We start from the raw sequence: 24,000 nt of genomic DNA, 5'->3' as shown, positions 1-24,000 counted from the left end.
CCGCAACCACTCCGCAGGCCCGGAAATTCCCTCCCACCTGCACTTCCGCTGCGCGCGAAAATCCGTTGCCGACCGGCGGAACGCCCACTAGATTCGTGTGTACACGGGAAAGGAGGTGGTTCGAAGATATGAGTATTTTGCGGACACGTGAGGTGGCTGCCAGCTAGCGCCACCGCTGCCAACGGATTCTCGTTCGCGCGAGCGCGGAGCTAATCCCAGGCGGCCACCCGACCCCCGAGCCCCCGGTTCGTCCGACCGGGATCGCGAGAGGACCCCCTCCGCGATAAGGCTCGGGGGTCGTTCCATTTCCGGGGGCGCGGTGACGCCGACCGATCGAGTACCGCTCAGCCGATGTAGCGCTGGAGACGTGCGGAGAGGCGGGGTTCGAGGGCACCGTCCGCTTTTACGCGCTCCTCGACGTAGCCGAGGTCGCCGCCTTCGACGATGCCGTACAGGCGCTTGGCGCCGCCGACGACCGCGCCGGACTGGCTGCGGATCACCACATCGGTCGCGAGTTCCCAGGAGGACTGGGTGAGCGCCTGGCCGTAGAACAACTCGACGATGCCGGAGCTGTGCGTCAGCAGGAGTTCGATGACCTCGTCGTCGCCGTCGATGCCGACCCGCCAGAAACCGCTCTCCCGCAGATCGGGGCCGGTGTACTTGCCGTCGCTGTCGAGCACCCAGGACCGCGAGTCCCAGGCCAGGTAGTCGCCGCCGTCGTGGGACACGATGAGCTGCTGACCGAAGTGGTAGTCGCCGCGCTCGGGATCGTTGCCCTCGCCCTCGCCGCGCCAGACGCCCACCAGGGGCAGCAGCGCCAGCATGGACGAACTCAGATCCGGCCCCTCGCGCAGATTCGCGGTGTCCTCGGGCAGCGGCAGGCCCGGCAGCTGCGGAATGTTGCGGGCGGCCGTGGTTTTCGCGCGCTCGGCCGCCTCGGCGACCGCCTGGTCGCCACTGCGGCGCGCGGCATCCTCGGCAGCGCCGCGGCGGGCGTCGCCGTCCGTGCGAGCGGCCGGCGTCTCGTCCGCCGTGCCGTTCGGTGTTGCTTTGTCGACGTTCTCGCGCGCCGACTCTGTCACGACTCGGTGAACAGCCGGTAGAGGACGTACAGACCGAACCAGGCGATCAGCACGGAGACGAGAACCAGCAGAATCTCGAAGGCAAGGACCACATCCCGAAGTTTAACGACCCGGTCCGCGGATACGAAAACGGCCCCGGGAACATGTTCCCGGGGCCGTTCCGGCCTGCGCCGCGAGGTGCTCTACTTGGCGACCTTGACGTCCACGCTGTGGATGCCGGCGCCCTCGGGCCGCACGGCCGCCGAGCCGTTGCCGGCCGACGACAGCGCCCGGATGGTCCAGTCGCCCGGCGCGGCGAAGAAGCGGAAATCGCCGGTGCCGGAGGCGACCACCTCGGCGGTGAATTCGTCACTGGAGTCCAGCAGCCGGACGAACGCGCCACCTACGGGGTTGCCGTCGGCGTCGAGTACGCGTCCGGTGAGGACGGTTTCCTTCTCGGTGTCCACGTTGGCCGGCAGGGCCTGGCCCTGGGTAGGTGCTGCGCACATGGTTAGGCTCCCAACTCGATCGGTGCACCCACGAGGGAGCCGTACTCGGTCCAGCTCCCGTCGTAGTTCTTGACGTTCTTGTGGCCGAGCAGCTCCTGCAGCACGAACCAGGTGTGCGAGGAACGCTCGCCGATACGGCAGTAGGCGATGGTCTCCTTCTCGCCGTCGAGGCCCGCCTCCTTGTAGAGGGCGGCCAGTTCCTCGTCGGACTTGAAGGTGCCGTCCTCGTTCGCGGCCTTGGACCACGGGACGTTGATGGCGCCGGGGATGTGGCCGGGCCGCTGGCTCTGCTCCTGCGGCAGGTGCGCGGGCGCCAGGATCTTGCCGGAGAACTCGTCGGGCGAACGCACGTCGACCAGGTTCTTGCTGCCGATGGCCTGGATGGCGTCGTCGCGGAAGGCGCGGATCGACAGGTCCTGCTCGCCGGCCTTGTAGGTGGTGGCCGGGCGGGTCACGGCGTCGGTCGACAGCGGGCGGCCGTCGAGCTCCCACTTCTTGCGGCCGCCGTCGAGCAGCTTGACGTTCTGGTGGCCGTACAGCTTGAAGTACCAGTACGCGTACGCCGCGAACCAGTTGTTGTTGCCGCCGTAGAGCACCACGGTGTCGTCGTTGCCGATACCGCGCGCCGACAGCAGGTCGGAGAACTGCTCCCGGTTGACGAAGTCACGCCGAACCGGATCCTGCAGATCCTTCTTCCAGTCGATCTTCACGGCGTTCTCGATGTGACCCGTGTCGTAGGCCGAGGTGTCCTCGTCCACCTCGACGATGACGACGCCGGGGGCGTTGAGGTTCTCTTCGACCCAGTCTGCGGAGACCAGGACATCGGAGCGAGCCATGTTGTTCCTTTCGATGTGACTTACCGGGCTAGGTGGGGGAATTTGTCGGCGCGGCCGACCGGGGGAGCAGCCGCTGGACGAAGGGGTACAGCAGGCAGCCCAGGCAGATGCCGAAGGCCGCGTTCAGGAACGCCGCGAACAGCGCGAAGCCGGCGAAGATCGCGCCGACGACGGTACTGCCGACCACGAAGCCGACGAAGCTGAGCACCGCGAACACTCCGCCGACCAACTGCGCGAACCGCAGCGGCGGGGTCGGCTCGGTCTCCTTCACGGGACCGTTGCGCGGGGCGACCACGGCCGCGTACACCCGGCCGTAGGGACTGCGCCGCGGTCCGTAGAGCGCGCCGAGCGCGAACACCACCGCCTGCAATCCGATCAGCACGGCCGCGAGCGGGGTGGAGAACGCCGCGGCGATCAGCACGAGGACGAGCACGCCCGTGGTGATCCAGGCGGCGAAACGCGGACCGCGCACATCGACGCGGTCGCCTGTCTGTCCTGGTAAGGCATCAGAGTTTGTGCTGGTGTGAGACATCGGAAGAACTCCTGCGCTGCATGGGCTTATCTGTCAGGTCGTGCCAGATCACCGGAATCGCGAGATCACGAGCGGTGGAAAAACCGGTCGGCGTCAGAAGGACAGCGAAAGGCCGACCGGCTACATGCACAGGCAGCAACAACCGCCGAGGCGGCACAGATCTACTGTGCGGCGTCGGGTGAGCATCAGCTCTCGGCGGGTTTGCACGGTTAGCAGTTTACCCGGTTCTGCCCGGGAATTGGACCCGGGGTCCGAAATTCGGCTATTAAGCAGCGTTGCGCACGGTCAGCGGAGTGAGGGCGCTGTGCAGGTCGGTGGCCTTCGGGACGCCGGAGATGCGGAAGCGCTCGCGGCCGTCGGCGTCGAAGATGAACGTGGTCGGCAGCGACAGGACGTTCAGTTCCTTGGCCAGCGCGGGCTGGGCGTCGATGTCGACCTCGATGTCCAGCGGCGGCTGCGGGGCGTCGGCGAGATCGGCGACCACGCCCGCGACGACCTGGCGCACCGCGTCGCACGGCCCGCACCAGTCGGCGGAGAAATGCAGGACCGCGGGCGCGGCGCCGGTGACGCCGACCGCGGCCAGCAGCCGGTTGCGCGTCGCGGCGTCGGCATCGGCGGGCGCGGGCGCGGTGGCGCGCACCCGGCCGGCGCGATAGCGCAGCAACAGGCCGACGGCCACGCCGGCCGCCAGCACGAGCACCAGGATCGTGATCTCGGTCATGGCCGCGCGAACCTGTTCATATCGATGGTCATGTTCTCGCCCTCGCCTTCGACGATGATGTTGCCGCCGAGTGCCTGGACCTTGGTCGGGTGCACCCCGAACGGCAGGTCCCTGGTGTCGATGGTGCGGGTGAAGCGGGCCAGCACCGCGGCCTTGTCGAGCTCGGGGCGCTGGGTGGTCTGGGTGATGGCGGCGGTGTCGGGGGTCTTCTCGCGGTACAGGTCGGTCGCGATGATGCGGACCTGGTCGCCGTCGAGCAGCAGATTGACCTTGACGCTGACACTGACCTTGTCGCTGTCGGCGTCGGTGCTCTCGCTGGTGCTCGTCTCGGCGCCGGCCGGGATGGTCCCGGTGAGGATGTAGGCGCCCTGGGTGGTCGAGCCGGTGCCGCCGGAACCGCCCGTGCCGTCGGACTTGTCCGCCGGCGGGCCGGTCAGCTGCAGATCCGGAATGTGGAACAGCCGGCCCAGCTCGACCGGTTCGATACGCATGCGGCCCGCGACCCGGTCCACCGGCACCGAGCGCATCCGGCCGTCGATGAGGTCGGCGGTCGGCAGGTGCACGCCGTTGAGGGTGGCCTCGACCAGGATCTCGCCGGGGATGTCGCGCCGATCGGCATGGGCGCGGATCTCGACGTTGTGATAATCGCTACGCAGCGCCTGCAGGACGTACGGGAAGCCGTGGATGGTCACCTCGGGGTCGGCGCTCAGCTCGCCGCCCGCGCGCAGCGAGCGCGAGACGCGATACTCCGAGTAGGCGGCGGCGGTGAAATCCGCCACCACCGCGAGCGCCACCAGCAGCACCAAACCGCCGACGATCCGGCGCTTCCGCCCGACCCCGCGCGGACTCGCGCCGACGGCCGCGTGCGGGGACAGTTCCTCGCCGGGCCGGCGGTCGTGCGGTGCCCGAGCGTCGGGCGTGCCCGGTGAGTTACCCATACAGGCACGATATCTGTTGCCGCCGGGCCGGGCCCCATCGTGTGGGGTTCCCGCACCCCGCCCTACGCCGCGCCTCGCGTACGTGGGTTGCCTGGAATGCGTGGTCATCGGTCCCGACGCGCTAATGTAGGCACGAATTATATGTGCGGACGAGCATGAATTCGCGAATGACATCGAAGTTGCCGCGGACATGCCAGATTGGGAGGAGAGCTGGTGGAGCTGCTCCTGCTGACCTCCGACCCGAATCCGGAGTCGGTGTTGCCGTCGTTGGCGCTGTTGCCGCACAACGTCCGGCCGGCGCCGACCGAGGTGGCCTCGCTGCTGGAGGCGGGCACCGCGGATGTCGCGTTGGTGGATGCGAGAACCGATCTGGCGGCGGCCCGCGGGCTGTGCCGGCTGCTCGGCAGCACCGGGTCGTCGGTGCCGGTCGTCGCGGTGCTCACCGAGGGAGGCCTGGTGGCGGTGAACGCCGACTGGGGCCTGGACGACATCCTGTTACCGGGTACCGGCCCGGCCGAACTCGACGCCCGGCTGCGGCTGCTGGTGGCCCGCAACGGCGGCGCGGCCAGCCCCGAGAACAGCGGCAAGATCACCCTCGGCGAGCTGGTGATCGACGAGGGCACCTACACCGCGCGGCTGCGCGGCCGCCCGCTCGACCTCACCTACAAGGAGTTCGAGCTGCTCAAGTACCTCGCGCAGCACGCGGGCCGGGTGTTCACCCGCGCCCAGCTGCTGCAGGAGGTGTGGGGCTACGACTTCTTCGGCGGCACCCGCACGGTCGACGTGCACGTGCGGCGGCTGCGCGCCAAGCTCGGCAGCGAGTACGAGTCGCTGATCGGCACGGTCCGCAACGTGGGCTACAAGGCCGTGCGCCCGGCCCGCACCAGCGGCAAGGGCGAGCCGACCAGCTTCCCCGACGACACCGACGGCCCCGAGGACGAACTGCACGCACCCGACGGCGCCCCCCTCGCCTGACCCGCGTGTGGTACTTCTCGGACGAGGGCCGAGTACACCGCAGACGACAGGCAGGAGGCGTCGCGTGACCGATCGCGACGAGCCGGACGGCGCCGCGCAGGTGCTCACCGGATGGGCCGACGAACTCACCGCCGGCACCGCGGACCGGATCCGCGACGTGCTCGACCGAGCCACGGCCGCCGACGGCGTCGCGCCGATCTCCGAGCAGGCGGTGCTCTCGCTGACCGGCGCGAGCCCCGCCCGGCACCTGGTCGCCGCGCTGGACGGCGAGGTGCTCGGTTACGCGAATCTCGTTGCGGCACATGGCGATCACCCCGCGATGGCCGAGGCGGTGGTGGATCCCAAGCAGCGCGGCCGCGGCATCGGGGCCACGCTGGTGTCCACCGCGCTGAGCGCCGGCGGGCCCGGCGCCCGAGTGTGGGCACACGGCAATCTGGCGCCCGCGCGGGCCGTGGCCGGGCGGCTGGGGCTGACCGTCGCGCGCGAGTTGTGGCAGATGCGGCGCGCTCTGGCAACTCCAGAGCTACCGGAGCTTCCGGTGTCCGGCGAGATCGTGCTGCGCACCTACGCCGGCCCGGCGGACGACGCCGAACTGCTGCGCGTCAACAACGCCGCGTTCGATTGGCACCCGGAACAGGGCGGCTGGGGCGAGCGCGAGATCGCCGTGCGCCGGGAGTCGCCCTGGTTCGATCCGAAGGGCCTGTTCATCGCCGTCGACCCCGCCGATCCGCGGCGAATGCTGGGCTTTCACTGGACCAAGGTGCACGCCGCGGAGGGCGGCGAGCCGGCAGTGGGCGAGGTGTACGTGGTGGCCGTCGATCCCGCCGCGCAGGGCCGCGGACTCGGGCGGCTGCTGACCCTCGCGGGCCTGCACTACCTGCGCGACCGGGGGCTCGGCGAGGTGCTGCTCTACACCGAGGCGGACAACACGGCGGCGGTGCGCACCTACACCCGCCTGGATTTCGCGACGGCACACGTCGACGCCGCCTACGCCGCCCGCTGAGCGAGACCGCAGTAACACTGCGGCAAATGTCACAGTAGGGGCGCGGAATCGCGCCGGGTTGTTCACCTTGCGTTCACTCGGCCAGGTCCAACTGTCAACCGGCCGAACCTAGGTTATTTCTGGGCAGCATCCACTGCCTGGTGCGCAGGTTCGGTGAACGGCCACCACACGGCACCCGTCCGGTTGTTGAGGGACCGGGCGTGTACGAACTGATTCCCGGAGGAATAGGTGAATCTCAAGCGCAGCAGCGCTCTGCTCGGCGTGCTGGCCGCGGCAGGTGCTTTTACCCTGTCGGCCTGCGGTAGCGACGACAACACGACCGGTACCGCCGACAACGCGTCGTCGGTCAGCGTCGACTGTGGCGGCAAGAAGGCACTCAAGGCCAGCGGCTCCTCGGCGCAGAAGAACGCCATGGACCGCTTCGTCGCCGCCTACGAGTCGAACTGCGACGGACACACGCTCGACTACACCTCCAGCGGCTCGGGTGCCGGTGTGAACGAGTTCATCGGCGGCCAGACCGATTTCGGCGGTTCGGACTCCCCGCTGGACGCGAAGAAGGACGAGCCGAACAAGGCCGCCGCCCGCTGCGCCTCGCCGGCGTGGAACCTGCCCACGGTGTTCGGTCCCATCGCGATCACCTACAACATCGACGGCGTCGGCGACCTGGTCCTCGACGGCCCCACCGCGGCCAAGATCTTCAACGGCCAGATCACCAAGTGGAACGACGTCGCGATCCAGAAGCTGAACACCGCGAACGCGAGCAAGCTGCCGGATCAGGACATCCACGTGATCTTCCGCAGCGACGAGTCGGGCACCACCGACAACTTCCAGAAGTACCTGGACGCCGCCTCCGAGGGCGCGTGGGGCAAGGGCGCGGGCAAGTCGTTCGCCGGCGGCGTCGGCGAGGGCGCCAAGGGCAACGAGGGCACCTCGGCCGCGATCAAGAACACCAAGGGCTCGATCACCTACAACGAGTGGTCCTTCGCGCGGTCGCAGAACCTCTCGGTGGCGCGGATCCTCACCAACCCGGCCGTCAAGCCGGTCGAGCTGAACGTCCAGTCCGCGGGCGCGGCCATCGCGTCGGCCAAGATCTCCGGTCAGGGCAACGACCTGGTCATCGACACCAGCTCGTTCTACAAGCCGACCGACTCGGCGGCCTACCCGATCATGCTCGCCACCTACGAGATCGTCTGCTCGAAGTACAGCGACGCCGACACCGCCAAGGCCGTCAAGGCATTCCTGACCTCGGCGATCAACAACGGTCAGAAGGGTCTCGACGAGGCCGGCTACGTGCCGATCCCCGACGCGTTCAAGACCAAGCTGACCACCGCCATCAACGCCATCTCCTGATTGCGTAGAACCTCATGACCGTGCACGACGAAGTCACCGCCGCGGACCGGCCGGACTCGACCGGCCCGCGGGCGGGCGGAGATACTCCCCCTATGCCCAGCGAATCCAGCACCGAACCGGCGCAACGCGGCCGCGGCGCGCACAGCGCCCGAGCGGAAATGATCTTCCGCTCGCTGGCCACGGCCGCCGGCGCGACCATCGTCGCGGCGATCGCGCTCATCGCGCTGTTCCTGTTGATCCGGGCGGTGCCGTCGGTGGCGGCGAACAAGGCCAACTTCTTCACCAGCGCCGATTTCAACGTCACCAACTCCGACGACATGCACTTCGGCATCCGCGACCTGTTCATGGTCACGGTGCTGAGTTCGCTGTTGGCGTTGGTGATCGCGGTGCCGCTGGGCGTCGGTATCGCGTTGTTCCTGACGCAGTACGCGCCGAAGATGCTGGCCCGGCCGTTCGCCATCATCGTCGACCTGCTCGCGGCGGTGCCTTCGATCGTGTTCGGTCTGTGGGGTTTCCTGGTGCTGGCCCAGCGGCTGGCGCCGTTCGAGGAATTCCTCAACGACCATCTCGGCTGGTTCTTCCTGTTCGACAGCGGCAACGTGTCGATCAGCGGCGGCGGCACCATCTTCACCGCCGGCGTGGTGCTGGCGGTGATGATTCTGCCGATCATCACCTCGGTCAGCCGCGAGGTGTTCAACCTGACGCCGCGCGCGCACATCGAGGCGGCGCAGGCACTGGGCGCCACCAAGTGGGAGGTGGTGCGGATGACCGTACTGCCCTACGGCCGCAGCGGCGTGATCGCGGGCTCCATGCTCGGCCTGGGCCGCGCGCTCGGCGAGACGATCGCCGTGCTGGTGGTGCTGCGCACCGCGGCGTCGGCCGGGCACTGGTCGCTGTTCGACGGCGGCTACACCTTCGCCTCCAAGATCGCCTCGGCCGCTTCGGAATTCAGTCAGGCGCTGCCCACCGGCGCCTACATCGCCGCCGGCTTCGTGCTGTTCGCGCTGACCTTCGTCGTCAACGCGCTGGCACGGATCGCGGCCGGCGGGAAGGTGAACGGGTAATGGCGACAACCACTCTCGACCGCCCGATCAAGGCCCCCGCGTTCCGGACCATCAGCCTGGGCCGCCGGATCCGCAACCAGGCCGCCACCGCGGTGATGTGGCTGTGCTTCGCGATCGCGCTGGTGCCGCTGTGCTGGGTGCTGATCCTGGTGCTCAGCAAGGGTTTCGACGCCGTCACCAGCAGCGGCTGGTGGGGTAAGTCACAGAAGGGCGTGCTGCCCGACCAGTTCGCGGGCGGTGTGTACCACGCCATCTACGGCACCATCGTGCAGTCGGCCATCGCCGCGGTGATCGCGGTGCCGCTGGGCATCATGGCCGCCGTGTACCTGGTCGAGTACGGCCGCGGCTGGCTGGCCCGGACCACCACCTTCATGGTCGACATCCTCGCCGGCGTGCCCTCGATCGTGGCCGCGCTGTTCGTGTTCGCGTTCTGGATCGCCACCTTCGGCGCGCCGCAGAGCGCCTTCGCGGTCGCGCTGGCACTGGTGCTGCTGATGCTGCCCGTGGTGGTGCGCAGCACGGAGGAGATGCTCAAGCTGGTCCCCGACGAATTGCGCGAAGCGTCCTACGCCCTGGGGATACCGAAATGGAAGACCATCCTTCGGATCGTCGTGCCGACCGCGCTGCCGGGCATGATCAGCGGCATGCTGCTGGCGGTGGCGCGAGTCATGGGCGAGACCGCCCCCGTGCTGGTGTTGGTCGGCTACTCGAAGTCCATCAACACCAACCTTTTCGACGGGAACATGGCGTCGCTGCCGCTGCTGATCTACCAGGAGCTGGCCAACCCGGAACCGGCCGGCCGGTGGCGGGTGTGGGGCGCGGCCCTGACGCTGATCCTGATCATCGCGCTGCTGTATCTCGGGGCCGCGGTCGTCAACAAGCTGCTCACCCGGAACCGATAGAAGCGAACGGAACATTCGACATGGCCAAGCGGATCGACGTCAAAGATCTCAACATCTACTACGGCAAGTTCCACGCCGTCGCCGACGTGCAGCTGACCGTGCTGCCGCGCAGTGTCACCGCCTTCATCGGTCCCTCGGGTTGCGGCAAGTCCACGGTGCTGCGCTCGCTCAACCGCATGCACGAGGTGACGCCGAACGCCCGCGTCGAGGGCGCGGTGCTGCTCGACGGCGAGGACATCTACGGGTCCCAGATCGATCCGGTGGGCGTGCGGCGGACCATCGGAATGGTGTTCCAGCGGCCGAATCCCTTCCCCACCATGTCCATTCGCGACAACGTGGTGGCGGGGCTGAAGTTGCAGGGCGTGCGGAACAAGAAGGAGCTCGACGAGGTCGCCGAGCGGTCTCTCAAGGGCGCCAACCTCTGGAACGAGGTCAAGGACCGGCTCGACAAGCCGGGCGGCGGGTTGTCGGGCGGTCAGCAGCAGCGGCTGTGTATCGCTCGGGCCATCGCGGTGTCGCCGGACGTGTTGCTGATGGACGAGCCCTGCTCGGCGCTGGACCCGATTTCCACGCTGGCGATCGAGGACCTGATCGCGGAGCTGAAGAAGGAATTCACGATCGTGATCGTCACGCACAACATGCAGCAGGCGGCGCGCGTGAGCGACCAGACCGCGTTCTTCAACCTCGAGGCGCAGGGCAAGCCGGGCAAGCTGATCGAGATCGACGAGACGGAGAAGATCTTCTCCAACCCCTCCCGCAAGGAGACCGAGGACTACATCTCCGGCCGATTCGGCTAGACCTCGCCCCTTTCACGACCCCGGCCCGGTTGGGCCGGGGTTTTTGTGTTTCAGCTCACTGATCGTGCTCCGTTGTCGGTCCTGTCACTCATACCGTGGGTGGTTGTCTGCAACTTTTGGTTACAGATATCGTTCTTGCCTACTACACCGATCGTTATAGCGACGGGAACGGGAGGCATGGGATGGCGGTATCAACGGTGAGCCGGCGGGCCGGGGTGGCGCCCGCCGGGCGGGTGCGGGTGCTCGCGCTGCTCGCGATCTGTCTCGCGGAGTTGCTGGTGGTGCTCGACAACACCTTGGTGAATGTGGCGCTGCCGTCGATGGCCGTGCAGCTGCAGGCCCGGATGAGCGGATTGCAGTGGATCGTCGACGCTTTCACGCTGGCGTTCGCGGGACTGCTGCTGGCGCTGGGGCATCTGGGTGACCGGTTCGGGCGGCGGCGGGTGATGGTGATCGGGCTCGCGGGGGTGGCGGCGATGTCGGCCGCGGGCGCGCTGTCCGGCTCGCTCGGTCAGGTGATCGCCGCCCGGGCGGGCATGGGAGTCTTTGCGGCGGCGGTGTTTCCGGCGACGCTGGCGTTGATCATCAACCTGTTCCCCGAGGCCCGGCTGCGGGCTGGAGCCATCGCGCTGTGGACGGCGATGGCCGGCGTCGCGGTGGCCATCGGCCCCGTCACCGGCGGGTGGCTGCTGGAGTACTTCAGCTGGCATTCGGTCTTCTGGATCAACGTGCCGATCGCGTTGCTGGCGCTCGCGGCCGTGCTGGTCGTGGTGCCGGAGTCGCGGGCCGAGCACAGCGGGCGGCTCGATGTGGTGGGCATCGGGTTGTCCCTGGTGGCCGTCACGACACTGGTGTGGACGATCATCGAGGCGCCGAAATACGGCTGGCTGGCCGAGCGCAGCATCGCCGGATACGTGATTTCGATTGTGCTGCTGGTGGTTTACGTCGCGTGGGAGCTGCGGGTGGACTCGCCGGTGCTCGATGTGCGGCTGTTCCGGATCCGGCGCTTCTCGGTGCCCGCGCTGGCGATCACCGTGTCCTACTTCTGCGCCTTCGGATTCCTGTTCCTCATCACCCAGTACTTCCAAGGCGTAAAGGAGTTCAGCGCACTGGAATTCGGGATTCACTCGCTGCCGTTCGCCGCGGCGGTCGGGGTGGGCGCGCCGGTCGCGACCCTGGTGGCGCAGCGCGCGGGCACCACCGCGACGATACTGTCGGGACTGCTGCTGCTCACCGCGGGCATGTACCTCGCGGGCCAGGTGCGGGTCGAAACGCCTTACGCCGGAACGGTTCTGGTGTCGATGGTGCTGATGGGCATCGGCTTCGGCGTGGTGCAGGGGCCGGCCACCGCCTCGATCATGGGCGCGGTGCCCGAACACGAGGCCGGTGCGGGGTCGGCGGTCAACGACACCACGCGCGAGGTGGGCGGCACCCTCGGCGTCGCGGTGCTGGGTTCGATCATGACCTCGACCTACACTGCCCGCGTCGGCGCCCGGATCGACGCCATCCCGGCCGGGATCATGAGCCCGGATCAGAAGAGCATCGCCCGCGACACCCCGATCAGCGTGCTGGAGATCGTGCGGGCGCCGATCAGCCCCTTCTTCGCGGGCGCGAAGGCCGACCTGGTGCGCGCCATGAAGGTGGCCGCGCTGGAAGGCGCGCAGGCCGCCTCGTATCTCGCCGTGGGCGCGCTACTGGTCTGCACCGTCGCGGTGGCCGTGCTGCTGCCCTGGAAACCGGAGCGTGTCGAGTCGCCGCTGCTCGCCTGGCGCGAGTGCGACTAGAGCTGTTCCACCTCGACGTCCTCGTCCGGCGGCAGCACGCCGGTGACCAGGAACACCACTCGGCGGCCGATCTCGACGGCGTGGTCGGCGAAACGCTCGTAGTAGCGGCCCAGCAGGGTCACGTCGACGGCCGGGGCCACGCCGTACTTCCACTCCCGGTCCATCAGCAGGGTGAACAGGTGGCGGTGCAGGTCGTCCATCGCCTCGTCGTCCTGGTTGAGCTGCGCGGCCCGCTCGGGGTCGCGCGTCTCCAGGACCTCCTGGGCGGCCTTGCCCATGTTCACCGCGATCCGGCCCATCTCGGCGAAGTAGCCGTTGACGGCCTCGGGCAGGGCGTGATTCGGGTGCCGGCGCCGGGCGACCTTGGCCACATGCAGCGCCAGGGCACCCATGCGGTTCACGTCCGACACGATCTGGATCGCGCTGACCACCTGGCGCAGGTCACCGGCGACCGGCGCCTGCAACGCCAGCAGCGCGAACGCCTTCTCCTCGGCCTGCGTGATCATCTCGGCGATCTGGTCGTGCTCGGAGATCACCTGTTCGGCCAGCGTGAGATCGGCCTGCAGCAGCGACTGCGTCGCCCGATCCATCGCGGAGCCCGCGAGACCGGCCATCTCGCCCAGCATGTTGGCGAGATCGGCCATTTGTTCGTTGTAGATGACACGCATGAAAACAAACACTAGTTCCCGGCGCTGACCAAGTCACGAACGGCGGGTGAATCCATGGTGTTGCCCGAGACCAGCGGAATTCCGCTGGTGACGGGCGCTCACTTGCAGTTGTCGTCGGCGGCGTTGACGTGTTCGAGATCGGAGGGCAGGGCGGCCGGGGTGCTCTCGGTCGAGCCCGAGGCCGTGGTCGGAATCTCCGGCAGCGTGCTCCCGAACGAGGTCGGCGCCCGCACCGTGCCCGTGTAGTCCGAGCCCAGCGCCACTTCCACGATGCTGCCCAGGCCCGCGGTGGACTCGAGCGTGGCACCCGGGATCGCGGACGCGACCGTGGCGGCCTCCGCCTCGAGCCCGGACGAGAAGCGCACCTTGGTCGCCGCGATCGTGCCGCCGGAGTAGTTGCCGACGTTGTAGATCTGGAAACCCTGGCTGGACAGCTTGGTCGCCGAGGTGTTCGCGATGCCCGGCGTGCCGGAGCCGTTGGAGACCTGCACCGAGACCGTGCTCGGGTCGACGGCGGTCAGGGCCCTCGGCGCGGGCGACGCGGTGGTGGGGTTCGGGCTCGGCTCTGGCGCCTTCTTCTCGCCCGGCAGCGGCTGATCGTCGATGATCGCGCGGAAGATCTCCTTGATGTCGGACTCGCGGGGAATCTCGTTGCCGTAGGACGTGGTGCCCGCGGTGGGCACGGTCAGGAACGTGATCGCCCCGGCGTCCACCTTCTGCAGCGAACGACCCAGCATCAGCAGGTCCTTGGTGCTGACGGCGTCCATGAAGGCGCTGCTGGAGAAGGCGTTGATGAAGCCGTTCAGCTTGCCGATGTCGAAGAGCACCTTGTTCGACAGCGCCCCGCGCAGCAGCGACGACAGGAACAGCTGCTGGCGGTGGATGCGGTCGTAGTCGCTGCGCTCCTCGCCGTAGACGTGCCGGGCGCGGACGTAGTCCAGGGCGGTCGGGCCGTTGAGGACCTGCCGGCCCGGGTTGGGCAGGATGGTGCCGAGCTCGTCGTCGACCAGCGGCTTCTTCGTGCAGACCTCGACGCCGCCGATGGTGTCGACCATCGAGGAGAAGCCGTTGAAGTCGATGCCGACGAAGTGGCCGATGCGCAGGCCGACCAGTTTCTGGATCACCTTGGTCAGGCACTTCGGGCCGCCCAGGGCGTAGGTGGCGTTCAGCTTGTCGCCCGCGGCCTGCGGGAACGAGGCCTCGGTGTAGCGGGCCTTCTCGTTGTCCCAGCCCTCGCAGACCGGCCGGGTGACGTCGAGGTCGCGGGGGAACGACACCGCGACGACGCGCTGCCGGTTCTCGGGGATGTGCACCAGCATGACCGTGTCGGCGCGGGCGCCCTCGGCATCCTCGGTGGTGCCGGCGCCGATGTTGCCGTCCACGTCGGCGCGGGTGTCGGTGCCGACGATGAGGAAGTTCTCGTCGCCGAGCTGACCGCCGGGGTCGACGATGTCGTCGGACTTCTCGTCCAGCGCGGACACCTGCTGGAAGCCGTTGTCGGTGGCGCGCAGGTAGTTCCAGCCCACGCCCGTCACCACGAGCGTGAGCACGGCGACGAACGCCGTCGTGGAGCGCCCGACCAGTTGTAGTCGCCGGCGCTGCCGCTGCTTGCTCGCCGCCAGCCGCGACAGCGTGGGCGCGCCGACGGTCTTCGGCCGCGCGGCGGGAGTAGCGCGCTCCGACTCGGGTTCGGGTGTCTCGGATTCGGGGACCGGGAGCTTGTCGGTGACTTGCTCGGTGGCCGAGCGCCGCCCGGGTGACGCGGGCTCCGCGGCCGCTGGTCCTGCGGGCGCGCGGAGGGCGGCCGCGACGGGGCCCACGGCGGCCGGTGCGACGGTATCGGTCGGCCGGTCGTCCGCACCCGGTGCGCGCGTGGGGGAATTGCCCTGGGGGCCTTCGTCATCGGTGCGGTGGCGGCGGCCGGTGGGTGATGCGGGGTTCTGCCGTGTGCCCCCGGCCGACGGGGATTGTGCGCCGGTCTGGGAGGCAGGCTGCCGGGTGCCGGACGGTGCGGCAGGTCGTGCGCCGGTCTGGGACGCGGACTGCCGCGTTCCGGGTGGTGTGGTGGGCTGCCGGGTGCTCGGCGAGGCGGCGGGCGGGGTGGCCGTCGGCCGTGCGCTGGGCGGGGAGGCGGGCTGCCGCGAGCCGGGCGGTGTGTCGGGCCGTGCGCCGGTCTGGGAGGCGGGCTGCCGTGAGCCGGACGGGGTGGCGGGACGTGCGCCCGTCTGGGATGCGGATTGCCTTGTGCCGGAAGGGGAGGCGGGCCGTGTGCCGCTCTGTGGCGGTGCGGGCTGCCGGGTGCCGGGCGGCTGCGCGGGCGGTGTGGCGGGGCGTGCGCCGGTCGGCGGCGCGGCGGGTTGCCTTGTGCCGGAGGGGGATCCGCCCTGCCGTGCAGTGGGAGGCGGTGCGGACGGCCGCGCGCCCGGGGGCTGCTGCCGCGTGGCGGGGGGTGTGGGCGGCGGTGCGGGGTCCCGGCGCCGGCGGCGACCGGCGCGCTCGTTGTCGACCCGCTGCACCAGATCGTGCACGGTGATCGGGGCGGAGCCGGCGTCGTCGTCGGCGTGCCGGCTGCGACGTGGGGAAGGATCGTCGTCACCCGATTCCGGAGCACGATAGCGCTCCCACGGGGCGCGACCGCCGGGCCCGGACGTGCGTCCGTGCCGATCGTCGTCACCCACCAAGAACCCTCGCTTTGCTCGTTCGTCTCCGACCGGACCCTGATGTGTTAACCCAAGGTTGGGTGAACCGCTCGGAGGCGCACAGCATCACCGGTCTCGGGACATGATAACGATTCAGCCACGATGAGCCAGTTGAAGGTGCGACACCCCAGGTCAGCCGCCGCTGTGCATCACATCCGCGGCGGTGGGGACGGCGGCGTCCTCCGGGTCGTCGAGCCAGCCGTGGGGGAGGCTGACCTTGCCGGGGGAGCCCTGGCGGCCGCGGGGGCCCTCGGCGTCCTTCGGGAAGGGGGCGGTGGGGTCGAGTTCGCCGATCAGGTCTCGGAGTTCGGTCAGGGTCGAGACGCTGGCGAAGCGGCGGCGGAGGTCGGCGCCGACGGGGAAGCCCATCAGGTACCAGGCCATGTGTTTGCGCAGGTCTCGTAGGCCCTTGTCCTCGCCGTCGTGGTCGGCGAGGAGGGCGGCGTGGCGGTAGAGGATCTCGCCGACGCGGCCCAGGTTCGGCCCGGCGGGGATCGGCTCGCCGCGCAGGGCGGCCTGGAGTTCGGCGAACAGCCAGGGGCGGCCGAGGCAGCCGCGGCCGACAACGACTCCGTCGCAACCGGTTTCGGCCATCATGCGCAGCGCGTCGCCGGCGCTGAAGATGTCGCCGTTGCCGAGCACGGGGATCGTCGTCACGGCCTCCTTGAGCCGCGCGATGGCCGACCAGTCGGCGCTGCCGGAGTAGCGCTGGGCCGCGGTGCGGGCGTGCAGCGCGACGGCCGCCGCGCCCTCGGCCTCGGCGATCCGCCCGGCGTCGAGATAGGTGATGTGGTCGTCGTCGATGCCGATGCGGAACTTCACCGTGACCGGCACGCCCGCGGGCTCGGCGGCGGCCACCATGGCCCGCACGATCTCACCGAACAGCCGCCGCTTGTACGGCAGCGCGGAACCGCCGCCGAGGCGGGTCACCTTCGGCACCGGACAGCCGTAGTTGGTGTCGATGTGGTCGGCCAGGTTCTCGCCGACGATGATCCGGACGGCCTCGGCCATCGTGGCGGGGTCGACGCCGTAGAGCTGCATCGAGCGCGGGAACTCGCCCGCTCCGAACGACATCATGTGCATCGTCTTCGGATCGCGCTCGACGATGGCGCGGGCGGTGATCATCTCGCAGACGTAGAGCGAGGTGGGGCTGCCGAATTCACGGCACAGCTGCCGGAACGCCAGATTGGTGATGCCCGCCATCGGGGCGAGCACGACCGGCGGATCGACCGGGTAGGGGCCGATCCGCACGGGTGCCTGGCTCTGAAGGACGGACTGCATGGCCACCATTCTCCCTGCGATACGAGCTCGGCCGGCCGCCGGGTGACGGACCGAACACGCCGCGACCGCCGGGCACCGACGGCAAACCGCCCCCGAAGCCGCGGCGGCCCGGGGGCGGTTCGAATCCGACGGACCTCAGCCGGCCGACGTGGAAGCCAGCTGACGCTCGCGCTTGGCGGCCTCGCGGGCCAGCATGCGGTCGCGCTGCTCCTCGAACTTCACGACGTCGCCGGCCAGCTTCTCCAGGAACAGGCCCAGGCGCTCGCGCACCTCCTCGCCGCGCGCGGTGAAGTCGGTGCGCTCGAAGATCTTCCACTTCTTGAGCACCGGCTGGACCACCTCTTCCAGGTGCTGACGCAGGTCGTAGATGCCGTGCTTGGCCATCAGGACGCCGTTGCGCCGGAAGTTCGGCATGCCCGCGCCGGGCATCTGGAAGTTCTCCAGGATCAGCGTGATCGCCTCGAGCGCCTGGTCGGGCGCCAGGTCCAGGGCCGCGCCGCACATGTTGCGGTAGAAGATCATGTGCAGGTTCTCGTCGGCGGCGACGCGCTGCAGCATGCGGTCGGCGATGGGGTCGTCGCAGACCTTGCCGGTGTTGCGGTGGCTGACGCGGGTGGCCAGTTCCTGGAAGGTCACGTAGGCGACCGAGTGCAGGAAGCCGGCGTCGGCCTCGGCGGGTGAGGCGAAACCGTTGGTCATGTGGATCATCCGGGCCTCTTCGAGGGCCACCGGATCGACGCCGCGGGTGACGACGAGATAGTCGCGCATCACGATGCCGTGGCGGTTCTCCTCGGCGGTCCAGCGCCCGACCCAGGTGCCCCACGCGCCGTCCTGGGAGAAGTTCTCGGCGATCTCGCGGTGGTACGAGGGGAGGTTGTCCTCGGTGAGCAGGTTGGTGATCATGGCCGCCTTGGCGACCTCACCGAGCTTCGACTGCGACGGGTCCCAATCCACTCCCCCCAGGGCGGCGAAGTTGCGCCCGTCGTCCCACGGGACGTAGTCGTGCGGGTGCCATTCCTTGGCCATGGACAGGTGTCGGTTGACGTTCTGTTCGGCAACCGGCTCCAACTCCGTCAGTAGTTCGAGTTGAGTCAGATCCCTTGCCATATACATACCCTTCGGTGTGTCGTTCTCTCTTGCTCGTCAGTCCCCCTTGGCCTGCCCGCCGCGGCCCATACCTTACGGCACCGTAGGTGTGATACGAAACGCATCTGGGCGACTTCACAGTGGCCGTGACGGAACTCATATGACGACGTCGGGGCGGGTACAACGGTTCCGAGTGTAGGCGTCTGCGGCATGCCTTGCTGACTATCGCTATCGAGAGCGAGATGTTAGCCCGGTCGCGAAAAGCGGGTCGGCCCAAGGGTGGCGGCCGGTTTGCGTCCGTACCGGCGCGGTGGCGGCGAGGCAGTGACGACGGGCCGGAGCGCTGCCGCTCCGGCCCGCCGGGGTGGTGCCCCCACCAGGGCTCGAACCTGGGACCTGCGGATTAAAAGTCCGTAGCTCTACCAACTGAGCTATAGGGGCGCGGCTCGCAAGTCTAATGGGCGGGCCGCGCGAGTGGTAACCGGTATCCGGGCGTCGGCTCGAGGTGGATATCCGCGCTGGTGATCCGGCGTCGGTCAGGTCGGATGACCGATTGCGACGCGCCCGTGGCGGCGCGCCGAGCCGCGCCATTCGATGTCGCTCGGGCTGATACATGTCGGGGCGGCCGGACGATACGCCCGGGACGGTGGTTGTCCGTCCGGCGGCCGGCATCCGCGCTCCGGCGGCGGGCAAACACCTTGGTTTCCAATTTGTTTGAGAGCAGAAGTATGGAAGCATCAACCAATCGTGGTGCGTGGCAACGCAATTGGTAGTGGAGGTGAGCGTGTCGTCGGATCGTCCGAGGGGGCGGCGGGAGTGGGGGTGGATGAGTTCGCCCGCGGGCGGTTCGTCCGGGTCGGCGGTCGTCGGTGCTGAACGGCGCTGGGGCGCGGCGGAATTCGCGAAAGGAACCAAACGCCCGAACGGTTGCGGTGTATTTGCCAGTGCCGAAGAAACGCGTTTCGGCGAACTGACTTGCCGGTACGCCCTACAGTGGGCGGAGTATCGGGGTACGGTGACCGCTTGGTGAATTCCGGAAGAACCGGGAGTGCCCCGGCGGGACGGGATTCGGCCTATGGTTGATGTGCCCGACGATGTCGCGACCGGTCAGGCCGATCGCGGTGCCCTGGAGATCGCGTCGCAGGAGGCAGATCCGAGACGAAGAAAACGCCCGGGTGCGCACCCCCTGCGGCGCACCCGGGCGTCGAGAACTATACCAGCCAGTGCGTTTCAGGTTTTCTCGTCATTTTTCGTACCCAAAGTTTGAAAAACCGGGCAGTAGCCCGAGTTGAAGTATTTGAAAATCTCATAACCTTCGCGTCGAGGACTGTTCCGAATGGGCGTCCACCGGCGGCAAGTAGCTTCGGAGGCGTTTCGAGCATGGCACGGCAGCAAGAGCGGGCCCGCCGGACACGTGCGGCGATCATCAGGTCCGCCGCCGTTGAATTCGGGAAGAGCGGTTATGCCGCGGCATCGCTCAACCGCATATTGGAAGGTTCACGCGCCACCAAGGGCGCCATGTACTTCCACTTCGACTCCAAGGAGGATCTGGCGCGCGCGGTATTGGACTCCGCGGTCGAGCGCTACCGCGCCACCACCGAAAGGTGGCTCACCCGAACGGATCTCGGCGCGCTGGACGTGCTGCACGGGATGATCGACGAGATCGCGCTGCGGCTCGAGAACGACATCATCATCCAGGCCGAGTTCCGCCTGATCATCGAGCCCGAGTTCTATCGCGACGTGCAGGCGGGCGGCGGCCGCATCCTCGGCCGGGCCACCCGGCTGCTCGCGGTGCGCGCGGTCGACCAGAAGCAGCTGCGCCCGGACTCGGACGTGGACCGCTTCACCCGCACCCTCGCCGCCGCGCTGGCCGGCCAGCGCTACATCATCGACCTGCTCGGCGGCGGCATCGATCTGCGCTCGCGATTCACCGAGGCGCTCGAGGTGATCATCGAGGCGATGGCCACCCCCGAGTGGCTCGACGAGTTCCGGCGGGTCGGCTGGCGGGCGTCCGCCCGGCTGGAAGACCTCAACCTGGGACTCTGACCAGCCGATTTGGGATTCGCGAGCGAGCTGTCATAAGCTATGCGGGCTCCCAACGGAAGCCGTTGGAAAACGGACCGGAGACATCCGGCGGGCCCCCTTCGTCTAGCGGCCTAGGACGCCGCCCTTTCAAGGCGGTAGCGCGGGTTCGAATCCCGTAGGGGGTACGGTGGCAACACCGTGTGGAGCAGAGCAAGGCCCTGTGGCGCAGTTGGTTAGCGCGCCGCCCTGTCACGGCGGAGGTCGCGGGTTCGAGTCCCGTCAGGGTCGCACACTTTGTCAAGGCATTCGGTACGGGTGCCCCGGCCAGGTAGCTCAGTTGGTACGAGCGTCCGCCTGAAAAGCGGAAGGTCGCCGGTTCGATCCCGGCCTTGGCCACCCTCTCAGGCCCTCCCTTGCTCAGGGAGGGCCTTCGCCATTTTCGAGGGTGATTTGTGGGGGCCGCGCCCCCACACCCCCAGCCCGGAGGGCTTCGCCCCCGGACCCCCTTTGAGGTGTGGGGCTGGGCCTAAAGGCTGTGTGGTGTATGGGGGTTGGGGCAGAGACTTCTCGGGGGGTTTGGTTCTCGGGGTTTGCCTCACTTGCTTTGCGTTCTGGAAGTGTTCTTGCATTTGTGAGGTAAGGCTTTCGGTGGGGTTGTGCTGCGCTCCGCTCGCTGGGGGTTGGAATCTATCGGGTGTGGTTGGGCGGGGCGAGTGCTCGGTTCGGAGGTTCGGGGTGAGGCATCGTCGGGCTTTGGGGGCGGGATATCGGTGGGCCGAGTGTTATTTCGGTGTCGAGCGGTTGGGGTTGGGGGCGGAGATGGTGTGTGGGAGAGGGGGTATCTCTTTGCGGGGGTAATGGGTTAGTGGTCGGGTGATCGAATTTCTATATCGGGGGTGTTGAATCGTTTGGATTGGTTGGTTGGGGGGCTTCGGGTGGGGGTGAAGATCGTGGGGGAATGTTGCTGGCTTGATCGATGATCAAGTCAGCTAACGGGGTGGGACCGGGCACATTGTCATGTCGGTGTGTGGGTTGCTGGGGTGGCTGCGGGGGCGTAACCGGTTCTGGCAGTGATTGTTTCGGGGTGGGTTTGCTGGGGGCGGGAGGATCGGTGGCAGCAACCCTGGGGGTGGGGGATGAGCTGGGATGGGGTGGTGTGTGCGTGTTCGGGGGCGGGGTCGGCGGGGTGGGTGGGATGCTGGGGTTATGGGTGAATCCGACGATGCCTGGTACTACTGCCTCAAGCACCATCGCGCCGAGCAGGGGAAACGGTGTTGGTTCGCCGATCGGATGGGGCCCTATCCGGATCGGGCGACCGCCGAGCGCGCGCTGGACATCGCGCGGGAACGCAATGCTCGGGCGGACGCCGGCGACGAGGACTGAGGCGGGGGTCTCGTTTCCGCAGAGCTAACTCGTACCGGCTCAGGTTGTTGGGCTACGGTTCCATGAGCAGAATCGTGCCCGCACCCTCGCGCGGGTGTGCAGCCGAGTCGAATCGAGCGGAGGGCGACTTGTGAAGGTGACCGTGGTGGTGCCGACCTACAACGAGCGGGAGAACCTGCCGGTGGCGGTGGAGCGGCTGACCGCACTACCGGTCGCCGACCTGCACATCCTGGTCGTCGACGACAACTCGCCGGACGGCACCGGCGAGGTCGCCGACAAGCTGGCCGCCGAACTGCCCGCCGTGGTGAGCGTGCTGCACCGCACCGAGAAGGACGGGCTCGGCCGCGCCTACATCGCGGGCATCACCAAGGCGCTCGACGAGGGCGCCGACATCGTCATCCAGATGGACGCCGACCTCTCGCACCCGGCCGAGGTGATTCCGGCCATGCTGGACAAGCTGAGCGGCACGGACGCGGGCGTGGTGCTCGGCTCCCGCTACGTCGACGGCGGCTCCACCGCGGCCGAATGGAAGTGGTACCGCAAGGCGCTCTCGGCGTGGGCCAACTTCTACGTCAACGCGATCCTGCGCCTGGGCGTCAAGGACGCCACCGCCGGCTTCAAGGCCTGGAAGGCCGACACCCTGCGCGCCATCGACGTCGCCTCGATCCGCAGCAACGGCTACTCCTTCCAGGTCGAGATGAACTACCGCACGGTCAAACAGGGCATCGCCATCGCGGAGGTGCCGATCCGGTTCGAGGAGCGCACCAAGGGCGCCTCCAAGATGAGCCTCAAGGTGCAGCTGGAATCGGCGCTCATGCCGTGGAAGCTGCTGTTCGGCCGCCAGGTCTAGCGCACGGCCGTCGAATTCCGCTCCGGCGCGGGCCAATCGAGCAGCGTGTCGACGAACAGCTGACGGACCCGCTCGACCTCGGCGTCCAGCGCGCGCGGATCCCACGCGCCGACGTCGATCGGCGGCAGCACCGCCACGTCCACCACACCCTTGTGCACGATCGCCGAATTGCGCCAGGCGATCTCGCCCGCATTGCGGATCACCAGCGGCACCACCGGCACCCCGGCCTGCCTCGCGATGTGGAACGCGCCCTTCTTGAACGGACCGACCCGCGGCGTGAGCGACCGGGTCCCCTCCGGCGCGACGACGATCGATAGGCCCTCGCGCAGCGTCCGCACCACCGGCGCCAGCGCCGCCCGCGTCCCCGCGCTGTCGGAGCGATCGATGAAAGTGGCTCCGGCGAAACGCATCAGCGGCCCGAAGACCGGATTGCGGGTGACCTCCTGCTTGACGATGCCGGTGAATCCCGAACGCAGCACCTCCGCCAGCACCACCATGTCGAACTGGCTCTGATGGTTGAACACGAAGACCGCCGGGCGGGCGGTGCGGGCGTGCTCGGCGCCGGTGACGCGCACCCGCACGCCGGTCGCGCGCAGCGTGGCGTCGGCGGCGTAGCTGATCATGGCGTCGGCCATCGCCCGGCGCTGCCGGGTCGGCGACTTGACCGCCACGCCCAGCGCCGCGCCGCCGAGCAGGCTCGCGAAACCGGCTGCGGTGCGGGCGATGTCGGCCGCCGGGGCGTTCTCCCGGGGGCGGAAGGTGAGGGTCGGCCAGTCGCGCTCGCCCGCTTCCAAGGCCAGGCGGGGATCGGGATTCACCGCGTGCGGGCGGCCTACCAGTTCCAGCAGCGGCAGGTCGGTGGCGGCATCGGCGTAGGCGTAGCTGTCGGCCAGGTTCAGCTCGTGCGCGGCGGCGAAGCGGCGGACCGTGTCGGCCTTGCCGCTGCGCCACAGCGGCTTGTCGGCCACATAGCCGGTGAGCACACCGTCCTGGGCGGCCATGGTCGTGCAGAGCACGTGCTCGATGCCGAGTTCGGTCGCGGCGGGGCGGACCTGGAAGCGGGTCAGGCAGCTCGCCAGCACGAGGGTGTGACCGGCGGCCTCGTGCGCGCGCACCAGCCGCCAGGCCTCCGGGTAGAGATGTCCGTAGATCGTGCGCTGGAACAGCCGCTCACCGAGTGCCTCGAGTTCGTCCTCGGTGTGCCCGGCCCACAGGTGCATCACGCGTTGCAGGAACCGCTCGTACTCGCCCTCGGCCCGCGCGCCGCGAATGCTGCTGAGCAGTGAGGCAGCCAGCACGTGCTGTGGATCGCGCCGGCGCACCAACCTCCGCACCGGCGACGGCGGCGTGAACCCGTGCACCACGGTCCCCCCGAAGTCGAACACGGCCGCCACCCGCGGCCCCTGCGGCCCCGCCCCGACCGCCGCCACCGCCTCCTCGAGCGACTTCCCGTTCACACCTTCACCTCACCCTGCGTTGCCACCCCGCCATCCTCCGCCCCCGCACCATGCCGCAGCACTCCGTCGAGCATCACCA

General features: G+C 68.7%; 21 protein-coding genes and 4 tRNA genes. 13 read left to right on the top strand and 12 right to left on the bottom strand.

The annotated features are described in order from the left end of the window. Window positions 1–344: 344 nt before the first annotated feature. The 6 genes from IU476_RS09455 to IU476_RS09430 form a co-directional block, all read right to left on the bottom strand. Window positions 345–1,082: a heme-binding beta-barrel domain-containing protein gene (locus tag IU476_RS09455; protein WP_195098652.1), complete on the bottom strand. Its 738-nt coding sequence runs from the start codon at window positions 1,080–1,082 to the stop codon at window positions 345–347. 182 nt (window positions 1,083–1,264) lie between these two features. Beyond that, entirely contained in the window at window positions 1,265–1,570 is a 306-nt protein-coding gene (locus tag IU476_RS09450) for a DUF1416 domain-containing protein (RefSeq protein WP_195098651.1), read from the bottom strand. A gap of 2 nt (window positions 1,571–1,572) precedes the next feature. Then, on the bottom strand, window positions 1,573–2,406 hold the full coding sequence (locus IU476_RS09445; RefSeq protein ID WP_195098650.1) for a sulfurtransferase: 834 nt from the start codon (window positions 2,404–2,406) through the stop codon (window positions 1,573–1,575). A gap of 28 nt (window positions 2,407–2,434) precedes the next feature. Beyond that, window positions 2,435–2,938 (bottom strand): DUF4395 domain-containing protein, encoded by a 504-nt coding sequence (locus tag IU476_RS09440; protein ID WP_195098649.1) that lies wholly within the window; start codon window positions 2,936–2,938, stop codon window positions 2,435–2,437. Between the two features lie 265 nt (window positions 2,939–3,203). After that, window positions 3,204–3,659 carry a thioredoxin family protein gene (locus IU476_RS09435; protein ID WP_195098648.1) on the bottom strand — a complete coding sequence of 152 codons (456 nt, stop codon included), beginning with the start codon at window positions 3,657–3,659 and terminating at the stop codon, window positions 3,204–3,206. Next, window positions 3,656–4,597, bottom strand: coding sequence for an LmeA family phospholipid-binding protein (locus IU476_RS09430; RefSeq protein WP_195098647.1), 942 nt, complete (start codon window positions 4,595–4,597; stop codon window positions 3,656–3,658). Before IU476_RS09430 ends, IU476_RS09435 begins: the two co-directional genes overlap by 4 nt. Window positions 4,598–4,810: 213 nt before the next feature. Between IU476_RS09430 and IU476_RS09425 the strand changes: the two genes are divergently transcribed. From IU476_RS09425 to IU476_RS09395, 7 genes are all read left to right on the top strand, one after another. After that, a complete protein-coding gene (locus tag IU476_RS09425; RefSeq protein ID WP_195098646.1) occupies window positions 4,811–5,572 on the top strand; it encodes a winged helix-turn-helix transcriptional regulator in 762 nt (253 codons plus the stop codon). Between the two features lie 100 nt (window positions 5,573–5,672). Next, window positions 5,673–6,575 carry a mycothiol synthase gene (gene mshD, locus IU476_RS09420; RefSeq protein WP_324193963.1) on the top strand — a complete coding sequence of 301 codons (903 nt, stop codon included), beginning with the start codon at window positions 5,673–5,675 and terminating at the stop codon, window positions 6,573–6,575. 228 nt (window positions 6,576–6,803) lie between these two features. Next, the gene (gene pstS, locus IU476_RS09415; protein ID WP_195098642.1) at window positions 6,804–7,925 is read left to right on the top strand and encodes a phosphate ABC transporter substrate-binding protein PstS; all 1,122 of its coding nucleotides are present in this window, start codon (window positions 6,804–6,806) and stop codon (window positions 7,923–7,925) included. Window positions 7,926–8,083: 158 nt separating this feature from the next. After that, the gene (gene pstC, locus IU476_RS09410) at window positions 8,084–8,989 is read left to right on the top strand and encodes a phosphate ABC transporter permease subunit PstC (protein WP_228823449.1); all 906 of its coding nucleotides are present in this window, start codon (window positions 8,084–8,086) and stop codon (window positions 8,987–8,989) included. Then, complete coding sequence (gene pstA / locus IU476_RS09405; protein WP_195098640.1) at window positions 8,989–9,891, top strand: phosphate ABC transporter permease PstA; 903 nt, start codon at window positions 8,989–8,991, stop codon at window positions 9,889–9,891. The genes pstC and pstA overlap by 1 nt, the downstream gene beginning before the upstream one ends. A gap of 20 nt (window positions 9,892–9,911) precedes the next feature. Beyond that, window positions 9,912–10,688 (top strand): phosphate ABC transporter ATP-binding protein PstB, encoded by a 777-nt coding sequence (pstB, locus tag IU476_RS09400; RefSeq protein WP_187686489.1) that lies wholly within the window; start codon window positions 9,912–9,914, stop codon window positions 10,686–10,688. Window positions 10,689–10,870: 182 nt separating this feature from the next. After that, entirely contained in the window at window positions 10,871–12,472 is a 1,602-nt protein-coding gene (locus IU476_RS09395; protein WP_195098639.1) for an MFS transporter, read from the top strand. Here IU476_RS09395 and phoU read toward each other — a convergent pair. The 5 genes from phoU to IU476_RS09370 form a co-directional block, all read right to left on the bottom strand. Continuing rightward, a complete protein-coding gene (phoU, locus tag IU476_RS09390) occupies window positions 12,469–13,140 on the bottom strand; it encodes a phosphate signaling complex protein PhoU (protein WP_195098638.1) in 672 nt (223 codons plus the stop codon). The genes IU476_RS09395 and phoU overlap by 4 nt on opposite strands. A gap of 98 nt (window positions 13,141–13,238) precedes the next feature. After that, window positions 13,239–14,960 carry an LCP family protein gene (locus tag IU476_RS36020; RefSeq protein WP_324193952.1) on the bottom strand — a complete coding sequence of 574 codons (1,722 nt, stop codon included), beginning with the start codon at window positions 14,958–14,960 and terminating at the stop codon, window positions 13,239–13,241. Window positions 14,961–15,971: 1,011 nt separating this feature from the next. After that, window positions 15,972–17,120 carry a tRNA dihydrouridine synthase DusB gene (gene dusB / locus IU476_RS09380; RefSeq protein ID WP_195098636.1) on the bottom strand — a complete coding sequence of 383 codons (1,149 nt, stop codon included), beginning with the start codon at window positions 17,118–17,120 and terminating at the stop codon, window positions 15,972–15,974. 135 nt (window positions 17,121–17,255) lie between these two features. Continuing rightward, window positions 17,256–18,227: an acyl-ACP desaturase gene (locus IU476_RS09375; RefSeq protein ID WP_195098634.1), complete on the bottom strand. Its 972-nt coding sequence runs from the start codon at window positions 18,225–18,227 to the stop codon at window positions 17,256–17,258. Window positions 18,228–18,571: 344 nt separating this feature from the next. Further along, window positions 18,572–18,647: transfer RNA gene (locus tag IU476_RS09370), tRNA-Lys, on the bottom strand. 939 nt (window positions 18,648–19,586) lie between these two features. On the opposite strand from IU476_RS09370, the gene IU476_RS09365 reads away from it, so the two are divergent. From IU476_RS09365 to IU476_RS09340, 6 genes are all read left to right on the top strand, one after another. Further along, window positions 19,587–20,252: a TetR family transcriptional regulator gene (locus IU476_RS09365; RefSeq protein WP_195098632.1), complete on the top strand. Its 666-nt coding sequence runs from the start codon at window positions 19,587–19,589 to the stop codon at window positions 20,250–20,252. A 91-nt stretch (window positions 20,253–20,343) separates the two neighbouring features. Beyond that, a tRNA-Glu gene (locus tag IU476_RS09360) sits at window positions 20,344–20,416 on the top strand. 29 nt (window positions 20,417–20,445) lie between these two features. Continuing rightward, window positions 20,446–20,519: transfer RNA gene (locus IU476_RS09355), tRNA-Asp, on the top strand. A 34-nt stretch (window positions 20,520–20,553) separates the two neighbouring features. Beyond that, window positions 20,554–20,627 (top strand) — tRNA-Phe (locus IU476_RS09350). 810 nt (window positions 20,628–21,437) lie between these two features. Beyond that, complete coding sequence (locus tag IU476_RS09345) at window positions 21,438–21,614, top strand: hypothetical protein (RefSeq protein WP_195098630.1); 177 nt, start codon at window positions 21,438–21,440, stop codon at window positions 21,612–21,614. 148 nt (window positions 21,615–21,762) lie between these two features. Continuing rightward, window positions 21,763–22,464: a polyprenol monophosphomannose synthase gene (locus IU476_RS09340; protein WP_195098754.1), complete on the top strand. Its 702-nt coding sequence runs from the start codon at window positions 21,763–21,765 to the stop codon at window positions 22,462–22,464. On the opposite strand, the gene IU476_RS37015 is transcribed toward IU476_RS09340, so the two are convergent. Then, window positions 22,461–23,921 carry an HAD-IB family hydrolase gene (locus IU476_RS37015; RefSeq protein WP_195098629.1) on the bottom strand — a complete coding sequence of 487 codons (1,461 nt, stop codon included), beginning with the start codon at window positions 23,919–23,921 and terminating at the stop codon, window positions 22,461–22,463. The genes IU476_RS09340 and IU476_RS37015 overlap by 4 nt on opposite strands. Window positions 23,922–24,000 lie beyond the last annotated feature (79 nt).

Source organism: Nocardia blacklockiae (genome assembly GCF_015477355.1).
Classification (GTDB): Bacteria; Actinomycetota; Actinomycetes; order Mycobacteriales; family Mycobacteriaceae; genus Nocardia; species Nocardia blacklockiae.
Note: the sequence above shows the minus strand (reverse complement) of the source record. Positions and strands in the feature narration are given on the sequence as shown.

Excerpts from the sequence above, each read along its gene's own strand:
- IU476_RS09365 (WP_195098632.1), top strand. The coding sequence starts at position 19,587 with ATGGCACGGCAGCAAGAGCGGGCCCGCCGGACACGTGCGGCGATCATC.
- IU476_RS09440 (WP_195098649.1), bottom strand. The coding sequence starts at position 2,938 with ATGTCTCACACCAGCACAAACTCTGATGCCTTACCAGGACAGACAGGC.
- IU476_RS09445 (WP_195098650.1), bottom strand. The coding sequence starts at position 2,406 with ATGGCTCGCTCCGATGTCCTGGTCTCCGCAGACTGGGTCGAAGAGAAC.
- phoU (WP_195098638.1), bottom strand. The coding sequence starts at position 13,140 with ATGCGTGTCATCTACAACGAACAAATGGCCGATCTCGCCAACATGCTG.
- IU476_RS09395 (WP_195098639.1), top strand. The coding sequence starts at position 10,871 with ATGGCGGTATCAACGGTGAGCCGGCGGGCCGGGGTGGCGCCCGCCGGG.
- dusB (WP_195098636.1), bottom strand. The coding sequence starts at position 17,120 with ATGCAGTCCGTCCTTCAGAGCCAGGCACCCGTGCGGATCGGCCCCTAC.
- pstA (WP_195098640.1), top strand. The coding sequence starts at position 8,989 with ATGGCGACAACCACTCTCGACCGCCCGATCAAGGCCCCCGCGTTCCGG.
- pstC (WP_228823449.1), top strand. The coding sequence starts at position 8,084 with ATGATCTTCCGCTCGCTGGCCACGGCCGCCGGCGCGACCATCGTCGCG.
- IU476_RS09430 (WP_195098647.1), bottom strand. The coding sequence starts at position 4,597 with ATGGGTAACTCACCGGGCACGCCCGACGCTCGGGCACCGCACGACCGC.
- IU476_RS09450 (WP_195098651.1), bottom strand. The coding sequence starts at position 1,570 with ATGTGCGCAGCACCTACCCAGGGCCAGGCCCTGCCGGCCAACGTGGAC.
- IU476_RS09435 (WP_195098648.1), bottom strand. The coding sequence starts at position 3,659 with ATGACCGAGATCACGATCCTGGTGCTCGTGCTGGCGGCCGGCGTGGCC.
- IU476_RS09345 (WP_195098630.1), top strand. The coding sequence starts at position 21,438 with ATGGGTGAATCCGACGATGCCTGGTACTACTGCCTCAAGCACCATCGC.
- IU476_RS09375 (WP_195098634.1), bottom strand. The coding sequence starts at position 18,227 with ATGGCAAGGGATCTGACTCAACTCGAACTACTGACGGAGTTGGAGCCG.
- pstB (WP_187686489.1), top strand. The coding sequence starts at position 9,912 with ATGGCCAAGCGGATCGACGTCAAAGATCTCAACATCTACTACGGCAAG.